At 70.0% G+C, this 17,438-nt stretch carries 14 protein-coding genes and 2 pseudogenes; 11 read left to right on the top strand and 5 right to left on the bottom strand.

Going from position 1 to position 17,438, the window contains the following annotated elements:
* Positions 1-55 precede the first annotated feature (55 nt).
* Positions 56-967, top strand: coding sequence for a LysR family transcriptional regulator (locus CUT39_RS09830; RefSeq protein WP_100446008.1), 912 nt, complete (start codon positions 56-58; stop codon positions 965-967).
* Positions 968-971: 4 nt separating this feature from the next.
* On the opposite strand, the gene CUT39_RS09825 is transcribed toward CUT39_RS09830, so the two are convergent.
* Both CUT39_RS09825 and CUT39_RS09820 read right to left on the bottom strand, forming a co-directional pair.
* On the bottom strand, positions 972-2,228 hold the full coding sequence (locus CUT39_RS09825) for a YibE/F family protein (RefSeq protein WP_100446006.1): 1,257 nt from the start codon (positions 2,226-2,228) through the stop codon (positions 972-974).
* Between the two features lie 112 nt (positions 2,229-2,340).
* A complete protein-coding gene (locus CUT39_RS09820) occupies positions 2,341-3,096 on the bottom strand; it encodes a maleylpyruvate isomerase family mycothiol-dependent enzyme (RefSeq protein WP_157930580.1) in 756 nt (251 codons plus the stop codon).
* A gap of 153 nt (positions 3,097-3,249) precedes the next feature.
* Here CUT39_RS09820 and CUT39_RS09815 point away from each other — a divergent pair, with 153 nt between their 5' ends.
* Positions 3,250-3,831, top strand: a complete 582-nt coding sequence (locus CUT39_RS09815) for a thiamine phosphate synthase (RefSeq protein WP_100446002.1) — start codon at positions 3,250-3,252, stop codon at positions 3,829-3,831.
* Positions 3,832-3,834: 3 nt separating this feature from the next.
* On the opposite strand, the gene CUT39_RS09810 is transcribed toward CUT39_RS09815, so the two are convergent.
* Positions 3,835-5,184 carry a GH1 family beta-glucosidase gene (locus CUT39_RS09810; RefSeq protein ID WP_100446000.1) on the bottom strand — a complete coding sequence of 450 codons (1,350 nt, stop codon included), beginning with the start codon at positions 5,182-5,184 and terminating at the stop codon, positions 3,835-3,837.
* A gap of 291 nt (positions 5,185-5,475) precedes the next feature.
* On the opposite strand from CUT39_RS09810, the gene CUT39_RS09805 reads away from it, so the two are divergent.
* Positions 5,476-6,810 carry an ABC transporter substrate-binding protein gene (locus CUT39_RS09805; RefSeq protein WP_100445998.1) on the top strand — a complete coding sequence of 445 codons (1,335 nt, stop codon included), beginning with the start codon at positions 5,476-5,478 and terminating at the stop codon, positions 6,808-6,810.
* 88 nt (positions 6,811-6,898) lie between these two features.
* Positions 6,899-7,873 (top strand): carbohydrate ABC transporter permease, encoded by a 975-nt coding sequence (locus CUT39_RS09800; RefSeq protein ID WP_198587018.1) that lies wholly within the window; start codon positions 6,899-6,901, stop codon positions 7,871-7,873.
* Here the strand turns inward: CUT39_RS09800 and CUT39_RS09795 are convergent.
* Positions 7,824-9,087, bottom strand: a pseudogene (locus tag CUT39_RS09795) (RNA-guided endonuclease InsQ/TnpB family protein). The gene CUT39_RS09800 and the pseudogene CUT39_RS09795 sit on opposite strands and share 50 nt — an antisense overlap.
* A 158-nt stretch (positions 9,088-9,245) precedes the next feature.
* Between CUT39_RS09795 and CUT39_RS09790 the strand changes: the two are divergent.
* The 7 genes and pseudogenes from CUT39_RS09790 to dapB all read left to right on the top strand — a co-directional run.
* Positions 9,246-10,202: a carbohydrate ABC transporter permease gene (locus CUT39_RS09790; RefSeq protein WP_100445995.1), complete on the top strand. Its 957-nt coding sequence runs from the start codon at positions 9,246-9,248 to the stop codon at positions 10,200-10,202.
* 189 nt (positions 10,203-10,391) lie between these two features.
* Positions 10,392-10,574: a hypothetical protein gene (locus tag CUT39_RS09785; protein ID WP_100445993.1), complete on the top strand. Its 183-nt coding sequence runs from the start codon at positions 10,392-10,394 to the stop codon at positions 10,572-10,574.
* Positions 10,575-10,661: 87 nt separating this feature from the next.
* Complete coding sequence (locus CUT39_RS09780) at positions 10,662-11,585, top strand: bifunctional riboflavin kinase/FAD synthetase (RefSeq protein ID WP_100445991.1); 924 nt, start codon at positions 10,662-10,664, stop codon at positions 11,583-11,585.
* Positions 11,586-11,669: 84 nt separating this feature from the next.
* A complete protein-coding gene (gene rpsO, locus CUT39_RS09775; RefSeq protein ID WP_100445989.1) occupies positions 11,670-11,939 on the top strand; it encodes a 30S ribosomal protein S15 in 270 nt (89 codons plus the stop codon).
* 283 nt (positions 11,940-12,222) lie between these two features.
* The gene (locus CUT39_RS09770; protein ID WP_100445987.1) at positions 12,223-14,598 is read left to right on the top strand and encodes a polyribonucleotide nucleotidyltransferase; all 2,376 of its coding nucleotides are present in this window, start codon (positions 12,223-12,225) and stop codon (positions 14,596-14,598) included.
* On the top strand, positions 14,599-15,906 hold the full coding sequence (locus CUT39_RS09765) for a M16 family metallopeptidase (protein ID WP_100445985.1): 1,308 nt from the start codon (positions 14,599-14,601) through the stop codon (positions 15,904-15,906).
* A pseudogene (gene dapB, locus CUT39_RS21175) lies at positions 15,903-16,640 on the top strand (4-hydroxy-tetrahydrodipicolinate reductase); the annotation flags it as partial. The gene CUT39_RS09765 and the pseudogene dapB, both read left to right, overlap by 4 nt.
* Here dapB and CUT39_RS21170 read toward each other — a convergent pair.
* The gene (locus CUT39_RS21170; protein WP_232805692.1) at positions 16,641-17,414 is read right to left on the bottom strand and encodes a hypothetical protein; all 774 of its coding nucleotides are present in this window, start codon (positions 17,412-17,414) and stop codon (positions 16,641-16,643) included.
* Positions 17,415-17,438: the final 24 nt, after the last annotated feature.

The following is a 17,438-nucleotide window of genomic DNA, read 5'->3' as shown; positions in this document are numbered from 1 at the left end:
CCCGCAGAGCATCAATGCAAGTATTCGTGGCTTTCGCCTAGGCTAAGATGTTCTTATGCTTGATGTGCGCCGCCTGCGGTTGCTCTACGAGTTCGCCGCCCGCGGCTCGATCGCCGCCACCGCCGTCGCGACCGGGCAGACCGCCTCGGCGGTGTCGCAGCAGTTGACGGCCCTGGAGAAGGAGACGGGTGTGGCGCTGCTGGAGCGCACGGCCCGCTCGGCGCAGTTGACCGACGCCGGCCGGCGCCTGGTAGAGCACGCCGGGTCGATCCTCGATGCGATCGAGGCGGCCGAGTCGGATCTGGCCGCCGAGGCGGCGGTGCCGCGGGGGCGGGTCACGGTCGCGGCGTTCCCGACCGTCGCGGTCGCGCTGGCCGGGCCGATCGTCCGCCGGCTGCGTCGGCACCGGGAGCTGACGATGGTGCTGCGGCAGCAGCGCACGGTCACCGAGAGCCTCAGCCGGGTGCGTTCGGGGGAGATCGACATCGCCCTGGTCGACGACTGGTCGGGCATCCGGCGGCCCGCGACGGTGGGGCCGCTGACCTACCACCATCTGGTGGGCGACCCGCTGGTGGCGGTGCTGCCGGCCAAGCACGCGCTGGCGGGCGAGTCGGTGCTGTCGGCGCACGCGCTGTCGGAGGAGGCCTGGATCGCCTCGCCGGAGGGGGAGCCGTCCCGCATGGCGCTGGATCGGCTCTGGCGCGCCGAGGGCATCACCGCTCCGGTGTCGGAGTTCGAGGGGCTGGACACGATCTTGACGCTGGTGGCCAAGGGCCTGGGGGTCACCGTGGCGCCGTGGATGGCCGCGGCCGAGCGTCGCGGGGTGGCGGTCCGCCGCGTCGCCGAGCCGCTGTCGGGGCGGGACGTGTACGCGGTGCACCGGACGGCCTCGACCGGCCGTCCGGCGGTGATGACGGTCCTGCAGGCGTTGCACCAGGCCGCGCGGAAGCTGATGAGCGCCGCTTAGGCGCCTAGCGCAGGTGGGAGGGTGGGAAGGGCGAGTCCTCCTCGTCCCAGGTCTCGACCGGGTCGGAGGCCGGGCGCGGCCGGGGCCGTTTGGGCGGCTTGGGTTCCTTGGGGGTGCGGCGGGCCAGGTAGGCGGCCATCCAGGTGGTGATCGGCACCGCCGCGATCAGGCCGAGAGTGCCGACGATCGAGCGGGCGATCTCGGTGGCGATCGTCTGGCTGGTCAGGACCTGGCCCAGGGGGCGGTTGGCGGCGGCGATGAGCACCAGTAGCGGCAGGGAGGCGCCCGCGTAGGCCAGTACCAGCGTGTTGATCACGCTGGTCAGGTGGTCCCTGCCGACGCGCATGCCCGAGGAGAACAGGCGGGTCCGGCCCCATTTGGGGTTGGCTTTGGACAGTTCGTCGACCGTGGCCGCCTGGGAGACGGTCACGTCGTCGATGACGCCGAGCGCGCCGATGAGGATGCCCGCCAGCAGCAGGCCCGACATGTCGATCGGGTACTGCATCGCCAGGGTGGTGGTCTCCTCGTCCAGGACGCCGTTGAGATGGGCCAGGTGCACCGCGCCCTGCGCCAGCAGGCCGGTGGCGACCAGGGAGGCGAGGGTCCCGACCACCGCCACGGTGGTGGTCCGGTTCCATCCGTGGGAGAGGTACAGCGAGACGAGCATGATCGCCGCGGCGCCGACGATGGCGACCAGGATGGGGGCGGAGCCGTCCAGGATCGCCGGGACGATGAACAGCAGCAGGACCGCGAAGGTGACCCCGAGGCTCGCCAGGGACCTGATCCCCTTCCAGCGGCCGAAGGCGATCACGGCCAGGGCGAACGCGATCAGGAGCGCCCACAGCGGGCTGGAGCGTTCGTGGTCGATGATGTGGTATTCCTGCCCGCTCACCGAGTCGGGCGTGTGGATGAGGACGACGTCCTGGCCGGCCTCGGGTTCGGCCGCGCCCGGTCCGGTGGGCAGGTCGACGACGATCTCCCGGCCGGCGTCGGGGCCGGTGGTGAGGCCGACCGCGACTTCGCCGCAGCGGTCGGCCCGCAGGTGCTCGGACAGTTCGGCCTGGGCCGGGTCGCATTCGGTCTGGTGGACGGTGAGCACCCGTCCGGTCACCTCGGTGCCGAATCCGGAGTCCTCGGCCTGCTCGAGCCCGTATGGCCACAGCAGGAACAGGCCGAGGGCGGTGGCGAGCGCGGCCGGGATGAGGATCCACAGGGCCGCGCGGGGGACGGCGTCGTGCGGTTCGAGTCGCTCTCGGTTCACCCGAGAGAGCTTACGGGCAAGATCGGCCGGGCGCCGACAGTGATCGCCGGTGTTTCGCCCGTTTTGACCAGGTACTCCAGGGTGTAGCGCTCTAGTGTCGCTGTGTTATTGGCTACACGTCTACGGGGTCGACCCAGCGGACCGCCGAGTAGTTGCGCCACAGTTGCAGCAGTGCCGGGTCGCCGCTCACCGTGAGATCGTCGAAGGGAAGCCGGTTCCACAGTGCCAGGTACAGCAGCTCCACCGGGCCCTCGATGGTGCAATGAGGCGATTCGACCTCGTTGAACGTCACCAGCGGCCCGGAGTCGGTCGGATGGATGTACCAGTCGCCGTGGCCCGGCGCCAGATCGATCGCGTGGACGTGGAGCACCGACGGCTCCAGCGCCCGGACGCGGCTCGAGGGCCGGCCGTGGAATCCCAGCAGCAGCTCGTCGATCCCGTCGGCCGCGAACTGGCGCTTGACCGGGGAGACCTCGTCGCCGCGGGCCTGCTCGATGTCGACCCGGTGGATGGTGGTCTCGTGGGCTTGGCGCCGGACCCAGAACCGCCGGGAGGAGTCGGAGGGGAACATCTGCCAGCAGTGGAGGTCGTCGGGCGCGGCCTCGAGGGTCTCGACCAGGCGGGTGACTCCCACCCTGATCCAGTCGACGAGCAGTTCGTCGAGCGGTACGGGCCCGACGACCTGGGGGAAATCGCGTTGTCGCGGGTCGTGGGGCAGGGCGCCGGCCACAATGGCGTTCGCCCAGCGATGGACCGTGCCGATATGGATCAGCAGGTCTTTTACGGTCCAACCGGGGCAAGTCGGCACAGCGGCATTGAGCGCGAGTTCTCCTCCCGCGATGGCGATCCGCTCCCCCTCGGTACGCATCACGTTGATTTGATCGCCGATATTCATCCAAAGCAGTCTTTCATCTGTGTTGTGAATAACGCAAGTTTGAGCCGTGAACCGATACGGAAGTGTTAAATCGGGCGGGCCAAGGTGGTAAGGACCTAACGTGCAAATCAGTTAGGATCGCCGGTCATGGCAGGACCGCAGCACCGGCTCATGGTCGTCACCGACCGGATGATGTGCCCCGGGCCGCTGGTCGACCGGGTGCGCCGCGCCCTCGAGGGCGGGCCCTTCGCGCTCGTGCTGCGGGACAAGGACCTCCCGTGGGCCGAGCGCGAACGCCTGGCGGCCCGGCTGGAGCCGCCGGTGGCCGCCGCCGGCGCGGAACTGCTCGTGGCCGACCCGCCCGGGCCGGTCCCGGCCGCGCACCTGTCGGCCGGCTTCGGGATGCCCCGGCCGCGCCCGGCCCTGGTCGGACGCTCGGTCCACGCCGGGGAACCGGTCGAGCCCGGACTCGACTACATCACCTACTCGCCGGTGTGGGCGACCGAGTCCAAACCCGGCTACGGTCCCGCGGTCGGCCTGGAGGGCCTGGCCGAGCGTGCCGCGGCGTGCGCGGTGCCGGTCTACGCCCTCGGCGGGGTCACCGGCCCCGACCGCGCCCGCGCCGCGCGGGAGGCGGGCGCGGCGGGGGTCGCGGTCATGGGCGCGGTCATGCGCGCCGAGTCCCCCGAGCGGGTCGTGGCCGCGCTCCGGGGGGCGGTGGAATCGTAGGCGCTACGGCCGCTCCAGCCCGTGGTCGGCCACGACCCGGGTGTAGAACTCGGCGCTGGCCTTGGGGATCCGGCGCTGGGTGGCGTAGTCGACGTAGACCAGGCCGAAGCGCTTCTCGTAGCCGAAGGCCCACTCGAAGTTGTCCATCAGCGACCAGGCGGTGTAGCCGCGCACGTCCGCGCCCGCCTCGATCGCGTCGTGCACCGCGGCGATGTGGGTCTTGAGGTAGTCGATGCGTTCGACGTCGTCGATACGGCCGTGCTCGTCGGGTCCGGTGGGGTAGGCGGCGCCGTTCTCGGTGACCATGACCGGCACGCCGTAGTCTTTGTGGATTCGCACCAGCAGGTCGAACAGTCCGGTGGCGTCGACCTCCCAGCCCATGTCGGTCACCGGCAGGTCCTCCGGCGCCCACGACTCGATGCCGGCCGAACCGGGGTTGACCTCGTTCTCGGGCGCGCCGGGCGCCAGGCGCAGCCACGTCGGCGAGTAGTAGTTGACCCCCAGCAGGTCGATCGGCTGGTTGATGGCCTCCAGGTCGCCCTCGCGCACGAATCCCCAGTCGCCGTGGTGGCGTGTGTTCTCGATCACGTCGTCCGGGTAGGCGCCCTTGAACAGCGGGTCGAGGAAGATCCGGTTGGCCACGCCGTCGACGACGCGGACGGCCTCCTCGTCGCCGCGGCACTGCATGGGGTTGAGCACGATCGAGACCTGCTCGGCGCCGGCGGCGCGGAGCGCTTCGGTGGCCAGTCCGTGCCCCAGCAGCAGGTGGTGGACGGCCGCGAGCGCCGCGCCCGGCTCGGTGCGGCCGGGGGCGTGGTGGCCGTTGCCGTACCCGAGGAAGGCCGCGCACCACGGCTCGTTGAGCGTCCACCAGGTCTCGACCCGGTCGGCCAGGCGGCCGGCGACGATCGCGGCGTAGTCGGCGAACCGCTCGGCCGTCTCCCGCACCGGCCAGCCGCCCCGGTCCTCCAGGATCTGCGGCAGGTCCCAGTGGTACAGCGTCGGCATCGGCTTGATGCCGGCGTCGGTGAGCTTGTCCACCAGCCGGTCGTAGAAGTCGAGCCCGGCCGGATTGGCCGGACCCGAGCCGTCGGGCTGGATGCGCGGCCAGGCGATCGAGAAGCGGTAGGTGTCCACGCCCATCGAGCGCATCAGCTCGATGTCCTCGTCGACCCGGTGGTAGTGGTCGCAGGCGACCCGCCCGGACTGCCCCCGCCACGTGTTCCCCGGCTCGGCGGCGAAGGTGTCCCAGATGGACGGCCCCCTCCCGTCCTCGGTCGCCGCGCCCTCGATCTGGTAGGACGCGGTGGCGGTTCCCCAGAGGAACCCCTCCGGGAAGTGAAGGTGTGACATGCGAGGGACCTTTCTTGGCGTGGGTCGAACGAATGATACGACTATGACACCGCTCCCATGAAAACGGGAGCCGACACGTCTCGATAGAGACGCCTTGCGTAACGATTCGGTAATTTAGCCTTGACACGACATGTTATCCAGCGCACCATTTCAGCGTTCCCGACGGCGGGTGAGGCAGTTCCGCACGGAGCGCGGGTGCGCGATCGAGCGCGGTGCGACTCCGACCGGAACGTGGGAGGCAGTCGGACTCGCCGGGCGAACCACCATCTGCAACAGAGAGGGAAACCCCGAATGAGCAAGACCCGACGACTCATGTGCCTGACGGCTGCCACCAGCGCGGTAGCGCTTGCGGCGGTCGCGTGCGGCGCACCGGAGGACGACGAGTCCACCAGGGGCGACGTCCCCGAGGAAGCCCAGGAGTGCGAAGCGTACGAGCAGTTCGGCTCCTTCGAGGGGGAGACGGTCAACGTGCTCGGCTCCATCCGCGACCAGGAGGCCGACGAGATGGTCGCCGCCTGGGAGTTCTTCCAGGAATGCACCGGCATCACCATCGACTACGAGGGCTCGGGCGAGTTCGAGGCCGACATGCAGGTCCGCGTCGAAGGCGGCAACGCCCCCGACATCGCCCTGTTCCCGCAGCCGGGCCTGATGGAGAACTTCGTCGACGACCTGGTCCCGGCCTCCGATGAGGTCACCACCCTGGCCGAGGAGGGATGGACCGAGGACTGGCGCGGGTACGGCACCTTCGACGGCACCTTCTACGCCGCGCCGAACTCCTCCAACGCGAAGTCGTTCGTCTGGTACTCGCCGTCGTTCTTCTCCGACAACGACTACGAGGTCCCCACCACTTGGGACGAGATGATCGAACTGTCCGACCAGATCGCCGACAGCGGCGTCTCCCCGTGGTGCGTCGGCTTCGAATCCGGCGGGGCCACCGGCTGGCCGGGCACCGACTGGATCGAGGACATCGTCCTGCGCGAGGACATCGACCTCTACGACCAGTGGGTCGAGCACGAGGTCCCGTTCAACGACCCGGACATCGTCTCGGCCATCGAGAAGGCCGGCGACATCCTGGTCAACGACGACTACATCCACAACGGCGTCGACACGATCAGCTCCACGCCGTTCCAGGAGGCCGGTTACCCGATCCTCGACGGCGAGTGCGCCATGCACCGCCAGGCGTCCTTCTACGGCGCCATGTGGCCCGAGGGCACCGAGGTGGCCGAGGGCGGCGACGTGTTCGCCTTCCGCTTCCCCGAGTCCAACGAGGGCGACAACACCATGCTCGTCGCCGGCGAGTTCGTCGCCGCCTTCTCCGACTCCGAGGCCACCGAGGCCACCCGCCAGTTCCTGGCCAGCGAGCTGTACCACAACGCCCGGCTCCAGACCGGCCCGTGGAGCACCGCCCACCAGGGGGTGGACCCGGCCAACGCCACCACGCCGATCAACGAGTTCGCCACCGAGATCCTGACCGACCCGGCCGTCACCGTCCGGTTCGACGGATCGGACCTCATGCCCGGCGAGGTCGGAGCCTCCTCGTTCTGGACCGGCATGATCGAGTGGGTCGACGGTGAGAAGGACGCCCAGCAGATCGCCGACGACATCGAGAACTCCTGGCCGCAGTAGCCGGAAGAGCCCGAGTGGGGAGCCGAGCGGGATCGGGCCGAGGCCCGGCCCGCTCGGCCCTTCCTGACACGCTAGGGGTGCACCTCAAGTGAGAATCTCCGAACTGACCGATCGGTTCGGGCTGCTGCTGATCGGCCTGGTGGCCTTCGTGGCCGTGCTGCTCGCCCTCTACGGCCTGGCCGAACTGGCCGCCAGACGCAACCGCAGCCGGCTGATCGCCACCGTCTTCCTGTTCCCGGCCGTGGCGTTCCTCGCCGTCGGACTCATCTACCCGGCGATCCGGACGCTCGCCATGTCGTTCTTCAACTCCGACGGCACCGAGTTCATCTTCCTGGACAACTACATCTGGATGTTCCAGGACGACGACGCCCTGCAGACCCTGATCAACACCGCCCTGTGGATCATCATCGTGCCGGCGCTGTCGACCGCGGTCGGCCTGGTCTACGCCGTCCTCATCGACGGCCGCCGCGGCGAGCGCACCTACAAGGCCCTGGTGTTCCTGCCCATGGGCATCTCCTTCGTCGGCGCCTCGATCATCTGGAAGTTCGTCTACCAGTACAAGGCCTCCGGCGACCAGATCGGCCTGCTCAACCAGGTCCTGGTCTGGTTGGGGGCCGGCCCGGTCAACTGGCTCAACACCTTCCCGCTCAACAACTTCCTGCTGATGGTGGTGCTGATCTGGATCGAGGTCGGCTTCGCCACCGTGGTCCTGTCGGCCGCGCTCAAGGGCGTGCCGGTCGACATGATCGAGGCCGCCCGCATCGACGGGGCCAGCCCCACCGAGATCTTCTGGCACATCACCGTCCCCTCGATCCGCTCGGCGATCATCGTGGTGACCGTGACGGTCTTCTTCGCCACGCTCCGCCTGTTCGACATCGTCCGGGCCATGACCGGCGGCCACCACGGCACCGACGTCCTGGCCCACAACATGTGGGACCAGGCGTTCCGGCTCGGCAACAGCGGCCGCGGCGCCACCATGGCGGTGGTGCTGTTCCTGATGGTCATCCCCGTCATCATCTACCAGGTGCGCAATGTGCGCCGGCAGGAACAGGAGGCACGTTGACTTCATCCCCTCCCTGGAGGGAGGGGATTCCAGTCGTCGCCGACTGGGTTTCCTGTTTCATCGACAGTCGCGCCAACACCCGGGGGGTGTCAGTGTCTTACACCGTCTCGGCAGGCGGTAACGGCCAGCCCGGCCGCCAGAATGTTCTTGGCCGCGTTCAGGTCGCGGTCTTCGGTGTGGCCGCAGGCGGCGCACTCGAAAACCCGCTGCGACAGCGGCACGGCCTCTTGCAGGGTGCCGCATGCCGAGCAGGTCTTGGTCGTGGGCAGGAACCGGTCGACCGCGACCACGGTCCGGCCTGCCCATTCGGCCTTGTATTCGAGCATGCGGCGGAACTCGGCCCAGGCGGCGTCGGCGATCGCGCGAGCCAGCGTGTGGCCTGCGAGCATCCCGCGCACGCCCAGGTCCTCCACGGCGATCACTTGGTTCTCGTTGACCAGCCGGGTGGTGAGCTTGTGCAGGAAGTCGCGCCGCCGGTCGGCGATGCGGGCATAGGCGCGGGCGAGTTCGATCCGGGCTTTGCGGTGGTTATTCGAGCCTTTCTGCTTGCGGGAGAGTGCTTGCTGCCGTCGGCGGATGCGGGCGCGGTCGCGCCGCTCGTGACGCGGGTTCGATACCTGCTCGCCCGTGGAGAGGGTGAGCAGATTGGTGATCCCGGCGTCGACCCCGATTGCCTCGGCGCGTTCGGGCAGCGCCGGAATGTCCTCTTCGACCAGCAGGGACACGAACCAGCGCCCGGCCGCGTCGCAAGAGACGGTGACCGTCAACGGCACCGCCCCGACCGGGAGCCTGCGGGACCAGCGGATCGTGAGCGGCTCGGCCTGCTTGGCGAGCGTGAGCTGCCCGGCATTCCATTTGAACGCCGAGCGGGTGTACTCGGCCGAACCGGCCCCGGTGCGCTTCTTCTTGAAACGCGGGTAGCCGGTCTGCTGCTTGAAGAAGGCCGCGAAACCCTTTTGAAGATGCCGCAGGGCCTGCTGGAGCGGGACGCTGGAGACCTCGTTGAGGTAGGCGTACCGGTCGGCCTGCTTCCAGCGGGTGAGCATGGCCGAGGTCTGGTTGTAGGTGATGCTCTCGCCGCGGCGGTAGTAGGCCTTGTGTCGGTATTCGAGGGCCTTGTTGTAGACCAGTCGCGCGCACCCGAACGTGCGGCGCAGGTTGTCGGCCTGCTCCGGGGTCGGGTAGCACCGGAACCGGTAGGCCCGGTGACGCACAGTGACACTCACGCCTCACAATGTACATGCAGGTTGTGTGAAAAGGGTCTCGGGGTGGGTCGGCGGCGAAGGCGTCGCCTTCGCCGGTACCTGACCTGCTCGGCAGGAGCCCGATTCCTCCCCGGCCTCAAGACCGGGGTTTCCTCGGAAGGATGCAGATGAGCGCTACGACTTCATCGCCCGCAACCGGACGGCGGCCCTCCGGCCTCGGCGAGAGCCGCGGCCAGCGGATCCGCCGGCTCCTGTCGAGCCGGGCCGCCAGCCTGGCGGCGGTCGTCATCGCCGTGCTGTGGACGATCCCGACCGCCGGCCTGTTCATCTCCTCGCTGCGCCCGGAGGACAACATCCGCGCCACCGGCTGGTGGTCGGCCAACCCCTCCGAGTTCACCGTCGAGACCTACAACTACGTCCTCTACAGCTCCGGCCAGGGCGGCGGCCTCGTCCGCAACCTGATCAACACCGTCGTCATCACCATCCCCGGGGTGCTCATCCCGGTCACGTTCGCGGCCATGGCCGCCTACGCGCTGTCCTGGATCGAGTTCCGCGGCCGCAACCTGTTCTACATCTCGATCTTCGCCCTCCAGGTGGTGCCGCTCCAGATGGCGCTGATCCCGCTGCTGTCGTTCTTCAGCCGCGGACTGTCGATCGGTGATTTCACGATCATGCCCTCCTGGGACCTGGACGGGGTCAACACCATCGTTCAGGTATGGATCGCCCATTCGATCTTCGGACTGCCTTTGGCGGTGTTCCTGCTGCACAACTTCATGCGGGAACTGCCGGGCGACGTGATGGAGGCGGCCCGCATCGACGGGGCCAGCCACTCCCAGGTCTTCCGCAAGGTGGTGCTGCCGCTCATCACGCCCGCGCTGGCCTCGATCGGGATCTTCCAGTTCCTGTGGGTGTGGAACGACTTCCTGGTCGGCCGCACCTTCGGCGGCGGCGAGGCCACCCGGCCGCTGACGGCCGTCCTCGGCGACATGGCCGGGACCTGGGGCTTCGGCTGGACCCGCCTGCCGGCGGCGGCGTTCATCGCGATCATCGTCCCGCTGCTGGTGTTCCTGCTGCTGCAGCGCTACTTCGTGCGCGGTCTGCTCGCGGGCTCGGTCAAGGGCTAGCGCCCGCGGCCGGCGGCGGCCCGTCGCCGGCCGCGGCGGTGCCGACGACGGTGTAATTCGTTCGGGTACCGATTCGCGCCTGGGTTCGGAGGGATTCTCGCGAATGACGGTCGGGTATCCGACAGTTCTTCGAGAATCGAGGAATGGAGGGACACCTCCCGAGCCCGCACCACCACCCAGGAGGCCGTCATGAGCGCAGACCCCGCAGAAGAGACTCCGCAGGCCGCCGAATCCGAGCCGCTCCCCGCCGAGGCCGAAACGCTCGGCAACGGCTGGCTGCTGCTCGGCATGTTCCTTCTGATGGTGATCGGAGTGCTGATGCTCCTCATCTTCGCATCCGGAGGCAACGCCGACTCCTCGATGATGCTCTGAGGCGTTCGGGGACCCGATCTGGGGCGGCGGCCACCGCCGCGCCCGTCCGCCGGGCGGGCGCCGGGCCGCAGTGAGAAGATCGTGCCCGTGGAAACCTGGCGAGGATTCGAGGCGACACCCGAAGGCTGGCCCGCCTCGGCGGTCGCGATCGGCGTGTTCGACGGCGTGCACCGCGGGCACGCGGCGCTGGTCAAGGCCGCGATCAAGGCCGCCGACGAGCGCGTCGCCCGCAGCGTGGTGGTCACCTTCGACCCGCACCCGACCGCCGTGGTCGCCCCTTCGGCGGTCCCGCCGAAACTGACGAGCCTGGACCGGCGCGTCGAACTGCTCGGCGAGCTCGGCGTGGACGGCGTGTGCGTGCTGCCGTTCACCGAGGAGCTCTCCAGACTCGGCCCCGACCGGTTCATCGAGCACCTCGTCCGCACCACCGGCGCGGTCGCGGTCGTGGTCGGGGAGAACTTCCGCTTCGGGCACAAGGCCGCCGGCGACGTCGGCACCCTCCGCGAACTGGGCGAGCGGCTGTCGTTCGAAGCCCTGCCCCAGCCCTTGACCGCCGACGGGGCCGCCTACTCCTCGACGCGGGTGCGCGCGCTCCTGGCCGAGGGCGACGTGGTCGGCGCCGCCGAGATCCTCGGGCGCCCCTTCGGCGTCGAGGGCGCCGTCGTCCACGGCTCCGGGCGCGGGGTCGACCTGGGCTTCCCCACCGCCAACATCGAACCGGTCCCGGGGCTGGCGGTCCCGGCCGACGGGGTCTACACCGGCTGGCTCCACCACGACTCGCGCCGCCACCCGGCGGCCATCAGCGTCGGCACCAACCCCACCTTCGGCGAGAACGCCCGCACGGTCGAGGCGTTCGTGCTCGACTTCTCCGGCGACCTCTACGAGGCCGAGGTCCGGCTCGACTTCGTCTCGCGCCTGCGCGGGCAGATCGCCTTCGACGCCGTCGACGCGCTGGCCGAGCAGATCGAGACCGACGTCGCACAGACGCGCGCCGCCTTGGAGCTCGACTGAAACCGCTGCTAGCCTGGTCCGGTTATCCGAACCGGCCGGCCTGCTCGGCACCGCGGGCCGACCGCAGAATGAAAGGTGTTCGCTATGGCGCTCGAAGCTGCCAAGAAGTCGGAGATCATCCGGGAGTACGCCACCCACGAGGGCGACTCGGGCTCGACCGAGGTCCAGGTGGCGCTGCTGACCGCGCGGATCAAGGACCTGACCGCCCACGTCCAGGAGCACAAGCACGACCACCACTCGCGTCGTGGCCTGCTGCTGCTGGTCGGCAAGCGCCGTCGGCTGCTCAAGTACCTCCGCACCGAGAACATCACCCGGTACCGTTCGCTCATCGAGCGGCTCGGCATCCGAGGCTGAACAGCTTTCGCGGAAGGGAGCGGGCCGATCCGCTCCCTTCCGCGTTTGCCCGCCCGTCCGTCCAGGCACTCCTAGTAACGTAGGGTGGGCGCAGAGCACCACGCTCGAACCGAAGTGCCCCGTGCGCCGGGGCCAGTGCGGCCGCCAGAGACCGCCGGTCCTCGGTAGTGGCATCCGGACCGCCCGCGTCCGTACCGGGCGTGGACCGAGTGCTTCGATCGAAGACCGGCCCGAGCATGGCTGTCGCGCTCCGAACCATCGATCATGAGGAGTACGACACTCAATGTCCGACCAGAACGAACGGACACCCGAGGCCTTCAACCTCGGAGAACACCACACCACGGCGGTCATCGACAACGGTGACTTCGGAACCCGCGAAATCGTCTTCGGCACCGGGCGCCTCGCCCAGCTCGCCCCGGGATCGGCCGTCGTCCAGATGGGCGACACCATGGTCCTGTCGACCACGTCGATGTCGAAGGGGCCCAAAGAGCACCTCGACTTCTTCCCGCTGACGGTCGACATCGAGGAGCGGATGTACGCCGCCGGGCGCATCCCCGGCTCGTTCTTCCGCCGCGAGGGCCGCCCCAGCGAGAACGCGATCCTGACCTGCCGGCTGATCGACCGCGGCCTGCGGCCGTCGTTTGTCTCCGGGCTGCGTAACGAGGTCCAGGTCATCGGCACGATCCTCGCGGTCGACGCCGCCGACGAGTACGACGTGGTCGCCATGAACGGCGCCTCCATGTCCACCCAGCTCTCCGGCCTGCCCTTCTCCGGCCCGCTCGGGTCCACCCGCGCCGTCCTCATCGACGGCCAGTGGGTGTGCTTCCCCACCCACGAGCAGACCGCCCGCGCCACCTTCGACATGATCGTCACCGGCCGGGTCCTCGACTCCGGCGAGGTCGCGATCATGATGGTCGAGGCCGAGGCCACCGACAACACCGTCGAGCTGGTCGAGGGCGGCGCCACCAAGCCGACCGAGGAGACCGTCGCCGAGGGCCTGGAGGCGGTCAAGCCGGCCATCGCCGAGCTGGTCCGCGCCCAGCGGGAGCTGGCCGACCTCGCCGCCAAGCCCACCGGGGAGTTCCCGCTCTACCCCGAATACCTCGACGACGCCCTGGCCGCCGTCGAGTCGGCCGTGGGCGCCGAGCTCGACCAGGCGCTCACCATCGCCGACAAGGCCGAGCGCGGCACCGAGCTCGACCGCGTCAAGGCCGTCATGCTCGAGAAGATCGGCGCCGACTTCGAGGGCCGCGAGGGCGAGCTCGGTGCCGCGCTGCGCTCGCTGACCAAGCGGCTGGTGCGCCGCCGCGTGATCGCCGAAGGCGTCCGCATCGACGGCCGCAGCCCGGTCGACATCCGGCCGCTGGCCGCCGAGGTCGGCGTCCTCCCGCGCGTGCACGGCTCGGCCCTGTTCGAGCGCGGCGAGACCCAGATCCTGGGCGTGACCACGCTGAACATGCTGCGCATGGAGCAGGCGATCGACACCCTCTCGCCGGTGTCGAAGAAGCGCTACATGCACAACTACAACTTCCCGCCGTACTCGACCGGGGAGACCGGCCGCGTCGGTTCGCCCAAGCGCCGCGAGATCGGGCACGGCGCGCTCGCCGAGCGCGCCCTGATCCCGGTCCTGCCCAGCCGCGAGGAGTTCCCGTACGCGATCCGGCAGGTCTCGGAGGCCCTGGGCTCGAACGGCTCGACCTCGATGGGCTCGGTCTGCGCCTCGACCATGAGCCTGATGAGCGCCGGCGTGCCGATCAAGGCCCCGGTCGCGGGCATCGCGATGGGCCTGATCAGCGAGGAGACCGACGCCGGGCCCGAGTACGTGACCCTCACCGACATCCTCGGCGCCGAGGACGCCTACGGCGACATGGACTTCAAGGTCGCCGGCACCCGCGAGTTCGTCACGGCCCTCCAGCTCGACACCAAGCTCGACGGGCTGCCCTCGGAGGTGCTGGTGCGGGCGCTGGGCCAGGCCAACGACGCCCGGCACGCGATCCTCGACGTCATGGCCGAGGCCATCTCGGAGACGGCGGAGCTGTCGGAGACCGCGCCGCGGATCACCACGCTGAAGATCCCGGTCGAGAAGATCGGCGCGATCATCGGTCCGAAGGGCCAGACGATCAACCAGATCACCGAGGACACCGGCGCCGATGTCACCGTCGAGGACGACGGCACCATCTACGTCGCCGCCGAGGAGGGCTCGGCCGCCCAGGCCGCGGTCGACACGATCAACTCGATCGCCAACCCGACCCTGCCGAACGTCGGTGACCGCTTCCTCGGGACGGTGGTCAAGACCACCGACTTCGGGGCGTTCATCTCGCTGGTGCCGGGCCGCGACGGCCTGCTCCACATCTCCAAGGTCGGCGACGGCAAGCGCGTCGAGCGCGTCGAGGACGTGCTCTCGGTCGGCGACAAGCTCGAGGTGGAGATCGGCGACATCGACAACCGCGGCAAGATCTACCTCGACAAGGTCTACCCGGAGGGCGAGGAGCCCGAGGGCTACAAGAAGGGCCGGCCCGAGCGCCGCGAAAGCGGACGGGGCGACCGTTCCCGCGGCCCCCGCCGCGAAGGCGGGCGCCGCGACGACGACCGCGGGGGCGAGGGCGGCCAGCGCCGCCGGCGCCGCCGCCGCAGCGGAGACGGGGACAACGAAGAGTAGATGAGTCTCCCTCAGACTCACACGCTGGCGAACGAACCGCTGGGAAGCACGGTGCATCGCACCGTGCTTCCCAGCGGTTTGCGTGTGGTTACCGAAGCGATCCCGTCGATGCGGTCGGCCACGCTCGGCGCGTGGGCGGGCGTCGGCTCGCGCGACGAGCCGGCCGTCGAGTCCGGCGCCTCCCACTTCCTGGAGCACCTGCTGTTCAAGGGCACCGAGAAGCGCTCGGCCGAGGAGATCTCGCGGGTGATCGAGGCCGTCGGCGGCGAGTCGAACGCCTACACCGCCCGCGACCACACCTGCTACTACGAGCGGGTCCTCGCCGAGGACCTGCCGCTGGCGGTCGACGTGCTCGGCGATGCGGTGTGCGGCTCGCGGATCGCCGCTGACGACGTCGAAGTCGAGCGCGGCGTGATCCTGGAGGAGATCGCCGCCTCCGCCGACGACCCGGCCGAGCAGGTGTTCGAGCATTTCAACCGGGCCCTGTTCGGCGACGGCGGGCTCGGCCGCGACATCGCCGGCACGGCCGAGTCCGTCCGCGCCCTGACCGCCGAGCAGGTCCGGGCCTTCTACGACCGGCACTACGTGGACTCGAACCTGGTCGTCAGCGTCGCCGGCGGCATCGACCACGACGAGACCCTGAAGCTGGTGCGGGAGGCGTTCGCCCCGATGCGGCCCGGACCGGAGGTGCCGCCGCGGCGGCCGTCCGGACCCGGATACGACGTGGCGGCGGTGGACCCGGAGCCGCTCGTGGTCGCCCGCGACGACACCGAGCAGGCCCACCTGGTGGTCGGCTGCCGCACCATGTCGCGCCGGGACCCGCGTATGTACGCGCTCGGGGTGCTCGACAACATCCTCGGCGGCGGCATGTCCTCGCGACTGTTCCGCATCATCCGCGAGGAGCGCGGCCTGGCCTACACCGTCCGCTCCGGTTCGGCCTACTTCGGTGAGACGGGGCTGTTCAGCGTCTACGCCGGATGCAGTCCCGACAAGTCCCGCCGGGTCCGGGACCTGATCCTGGCCGAGATCGAGCGGGCCGCCACCGACGGCGTCGGCGACGAGGAGCTGCGGCGCGGCAAGAAGATGTACCAGGTCGGCGTGCTCATGGCCGCCGAGGACTCCGGTGCGCGCATGGAGTGGCTCGGCCGCGACGAGCTGCTGTACGGCGAGCTCCAGACCCTGGAGCGGGACCTGGCGCGCAACGAGGCGGTCACGTCCGACGATGTCAGGGCCGTGGCGGCCGATATCCTGTCGCAACCGATGACGACCGCGGCCGTGGGGCCGTTCGACCGGGAGGAGTTCGCATGATCAACGTCGGGGTGCTGGGCGCGCGCGGCCGGATGGGCCGGACCGTCTGCGAGGCCGTGGCCGATGCCGACGACATGTCGCTGGTCGCGGCCATCGACCACGACGAGCCGCTCGAGGACCTGGCCGAGGCCGGCGCCGAGGTGGTCGTCGACTTCACGCTCCCCGGTGTGGTCATGGGCAACCTGGCCTGGTGCATCGACCACGGCCTGCACACCGTGGTCGGGACCTCCGGGTTCGACACGGCCCGGCTCGACCGGGTCCGCGAGATGCTCGGCGACGACCCGGAGGTGGGGTCGATCATCGCCCCGAACTTCGGGATCGGCGCGGTGCTGATGATGCAGTTCGCCGCCAGGGCCGCCAAGCACTTCACCACCGCCGAGGTGATCGAGTCCCACCACACGCGGAAGGTGGACGCCCCGAGCGGCACGGCGGTGCACACCGCGCGCCTGATCGCGGCGGCCCGCGGGGAGGCGGGTCTGGGCCCGATGCCGGACGCGACCGTGGAGGACGCGACCGGGGCCCGGGGCGGCGAGGTCGACGGCGTCCACGTCCACGCGATCCGCTCGGCCGGGTACGTGGCCAGTCAGGAGGTCCGCTTCGGCGGCCAGGGGGAGCGGTTCACGATCGGCCACGACTCGCTGGACCGCGCCTCGTTCATGCCCGGCGTGCTGCTGGCGGTGCGGGCCGTGACCGGCCGCCCGGGCCTGACGGTCGGCATCGACGAGCTGCTCGACTTATTCCCCGTCGGCCGGGGAGTCCGATCCGGTCCCGGTCGGTTCGGCGCTGGTCGGCTCCTCGGGATCGTCCATGCCCTCGTCCTGTTCGGATGCATCCTCGGTGGACGTCTCGTCGTCGGGCTCCTCGGACGTCGGCTCGGTCGTCTCCTCGGCGGGGGAGGTCTCGGGCTCGGACTCGGTCGGCTCGTCCGGCTCGGTCTCCGGCCCGGCCGGTGCGGTCGGCTCGGTGCCGCCGCGGTCGCCCTCGACTTCGGTGGTCTCGTAGACCGTGATCCTCCGCTCGATGATCAGTCGGCTCGGATCGCCGGAGGTGATGCCGCCCAGGAGCGTGAGCGTGCCGATGGTCAGCGCGAACACCAGCACGCTGGAGACCAGGATGGCGATGAGCGTGCGCTTGGGGGAGTGGCGCTTCTCCATGGTCTCGGCCGCTTCGGCCGCCTCTTCGGGCGACGGCAGTTCGTCGGTGTCGGCCTCGCCGAGCGTCTCCCGCGCCCGGCCGTCGCCCGTGCTCGCCGCCGCCGACAGGGCCGCGAGCTGCAACTTGACCCGGTCGCTGGTCTGCCGCATCGTGCGCAGGAGCAGGACCGCGCCCACCGAGGTGAACAGGCTCAGGACCGCGGTGCCGAGCACGGTGCCCCACAGATCGAGGAGCTTGACCAGCAGCGTGCCGAGCACCGTGGCGCCGGTGGCGGCCAGCACCTCGCCGACGCTGAGATCGAGCCGAGGGTCTTTGTGCTTGGAGCCCTTGCCCTCCGAGCGGTGCTGGGTCACCGGCCCTCCTCGTCGCCGTTGCGG

The organism is Glycomyces xiaoerkulensis, assembly GCF_002798405.1.
In the GTDB taxonomy this organism is placed as follows: domain Bacteria; phylum Actinomycetota; class Actinomycetes; order Mycobacteriales; family Micromonosporaceae; genus Glycomyces; species Glycomyces xiaoerkulensis.
This window is presented reverse-complemented; position numbering and strand designations above follow the sequence as displayed.

Excerpts from the sequence above, each read along its gene's own strand:
- CUT39_RS09830 (WP_100446008.1), top strand. The coding sequence starts at position 56 with ATGCTTGATGTGCGCCGCCTGCGGTTGCTCTACGAGTTCGCCGCCCGC.
- CUT39_RS09820 (WP_157930580.1), bottom strand. The coding sequence starts at position 3,096 with ATGCGTACCGAGGGGGAGCGGATCGCCATCGCGGGAGGAGAACTCGCG.
- CUT39_RS09815 (WP_100446002.1), top strand. The coding sequence starts at position 3,250 with ATGGCAGGACCGCAGCACCGGCTCATGGTCGTCACCGACCGGATGATG.
- CUT39_RS09810 (WP_100446000.1), bottom strand. The coding sequence starts at position 5,184 with ATGTCACACCTTCACTTCCCGGAGGGGTTCCTCTGGGGAACCGCCACC.
- CUT39_RS09805 (WP_100445998.1), top strand. The coding sequence starts at position 5,476 with ATGAGCAAGACCCGACGACTCATGTGCCTGACGGCTGCCACCAGCGCG.
- CUT39_RS09790 (WP_100445995.1), top strand. The coding sequence starts at position 9,246 with ATGAGCGCTACGACTTCATCGCCCGCAACCGGACGGCGGCCCTCCGGC.
- CUT39_RS09785 (WP_100445993.1), top strand. The coding sequence starts at position 10,392 with ATGAGCGCAGACCCCGCAGAAGAGACTCCGCAGGCCGCCGAATCCGAG.
- rpsO (WP_100445989.1), top strand. The coding sequence starts at position 11,670 with ATGGCGCTCGAAGCTGCCAAGAAGTCGGAGATCATCCGGGAGTACGCC.
- CUT39_RS09770 (WP_100445987.1), top strand. The coding sequence starts at position 12,223 with ATGTCCGACCAGAACGAACGGACACCCGAGGCCTTCAACCTCGGAGAA.
- CUT39_RS09765 (WP_100445985.1), top strand. The coding sequence starts at position 14,599 with ATGAGTCTCCCTCAGACTCACACGCTGGCGAACGAACCGCTGGGAAGC.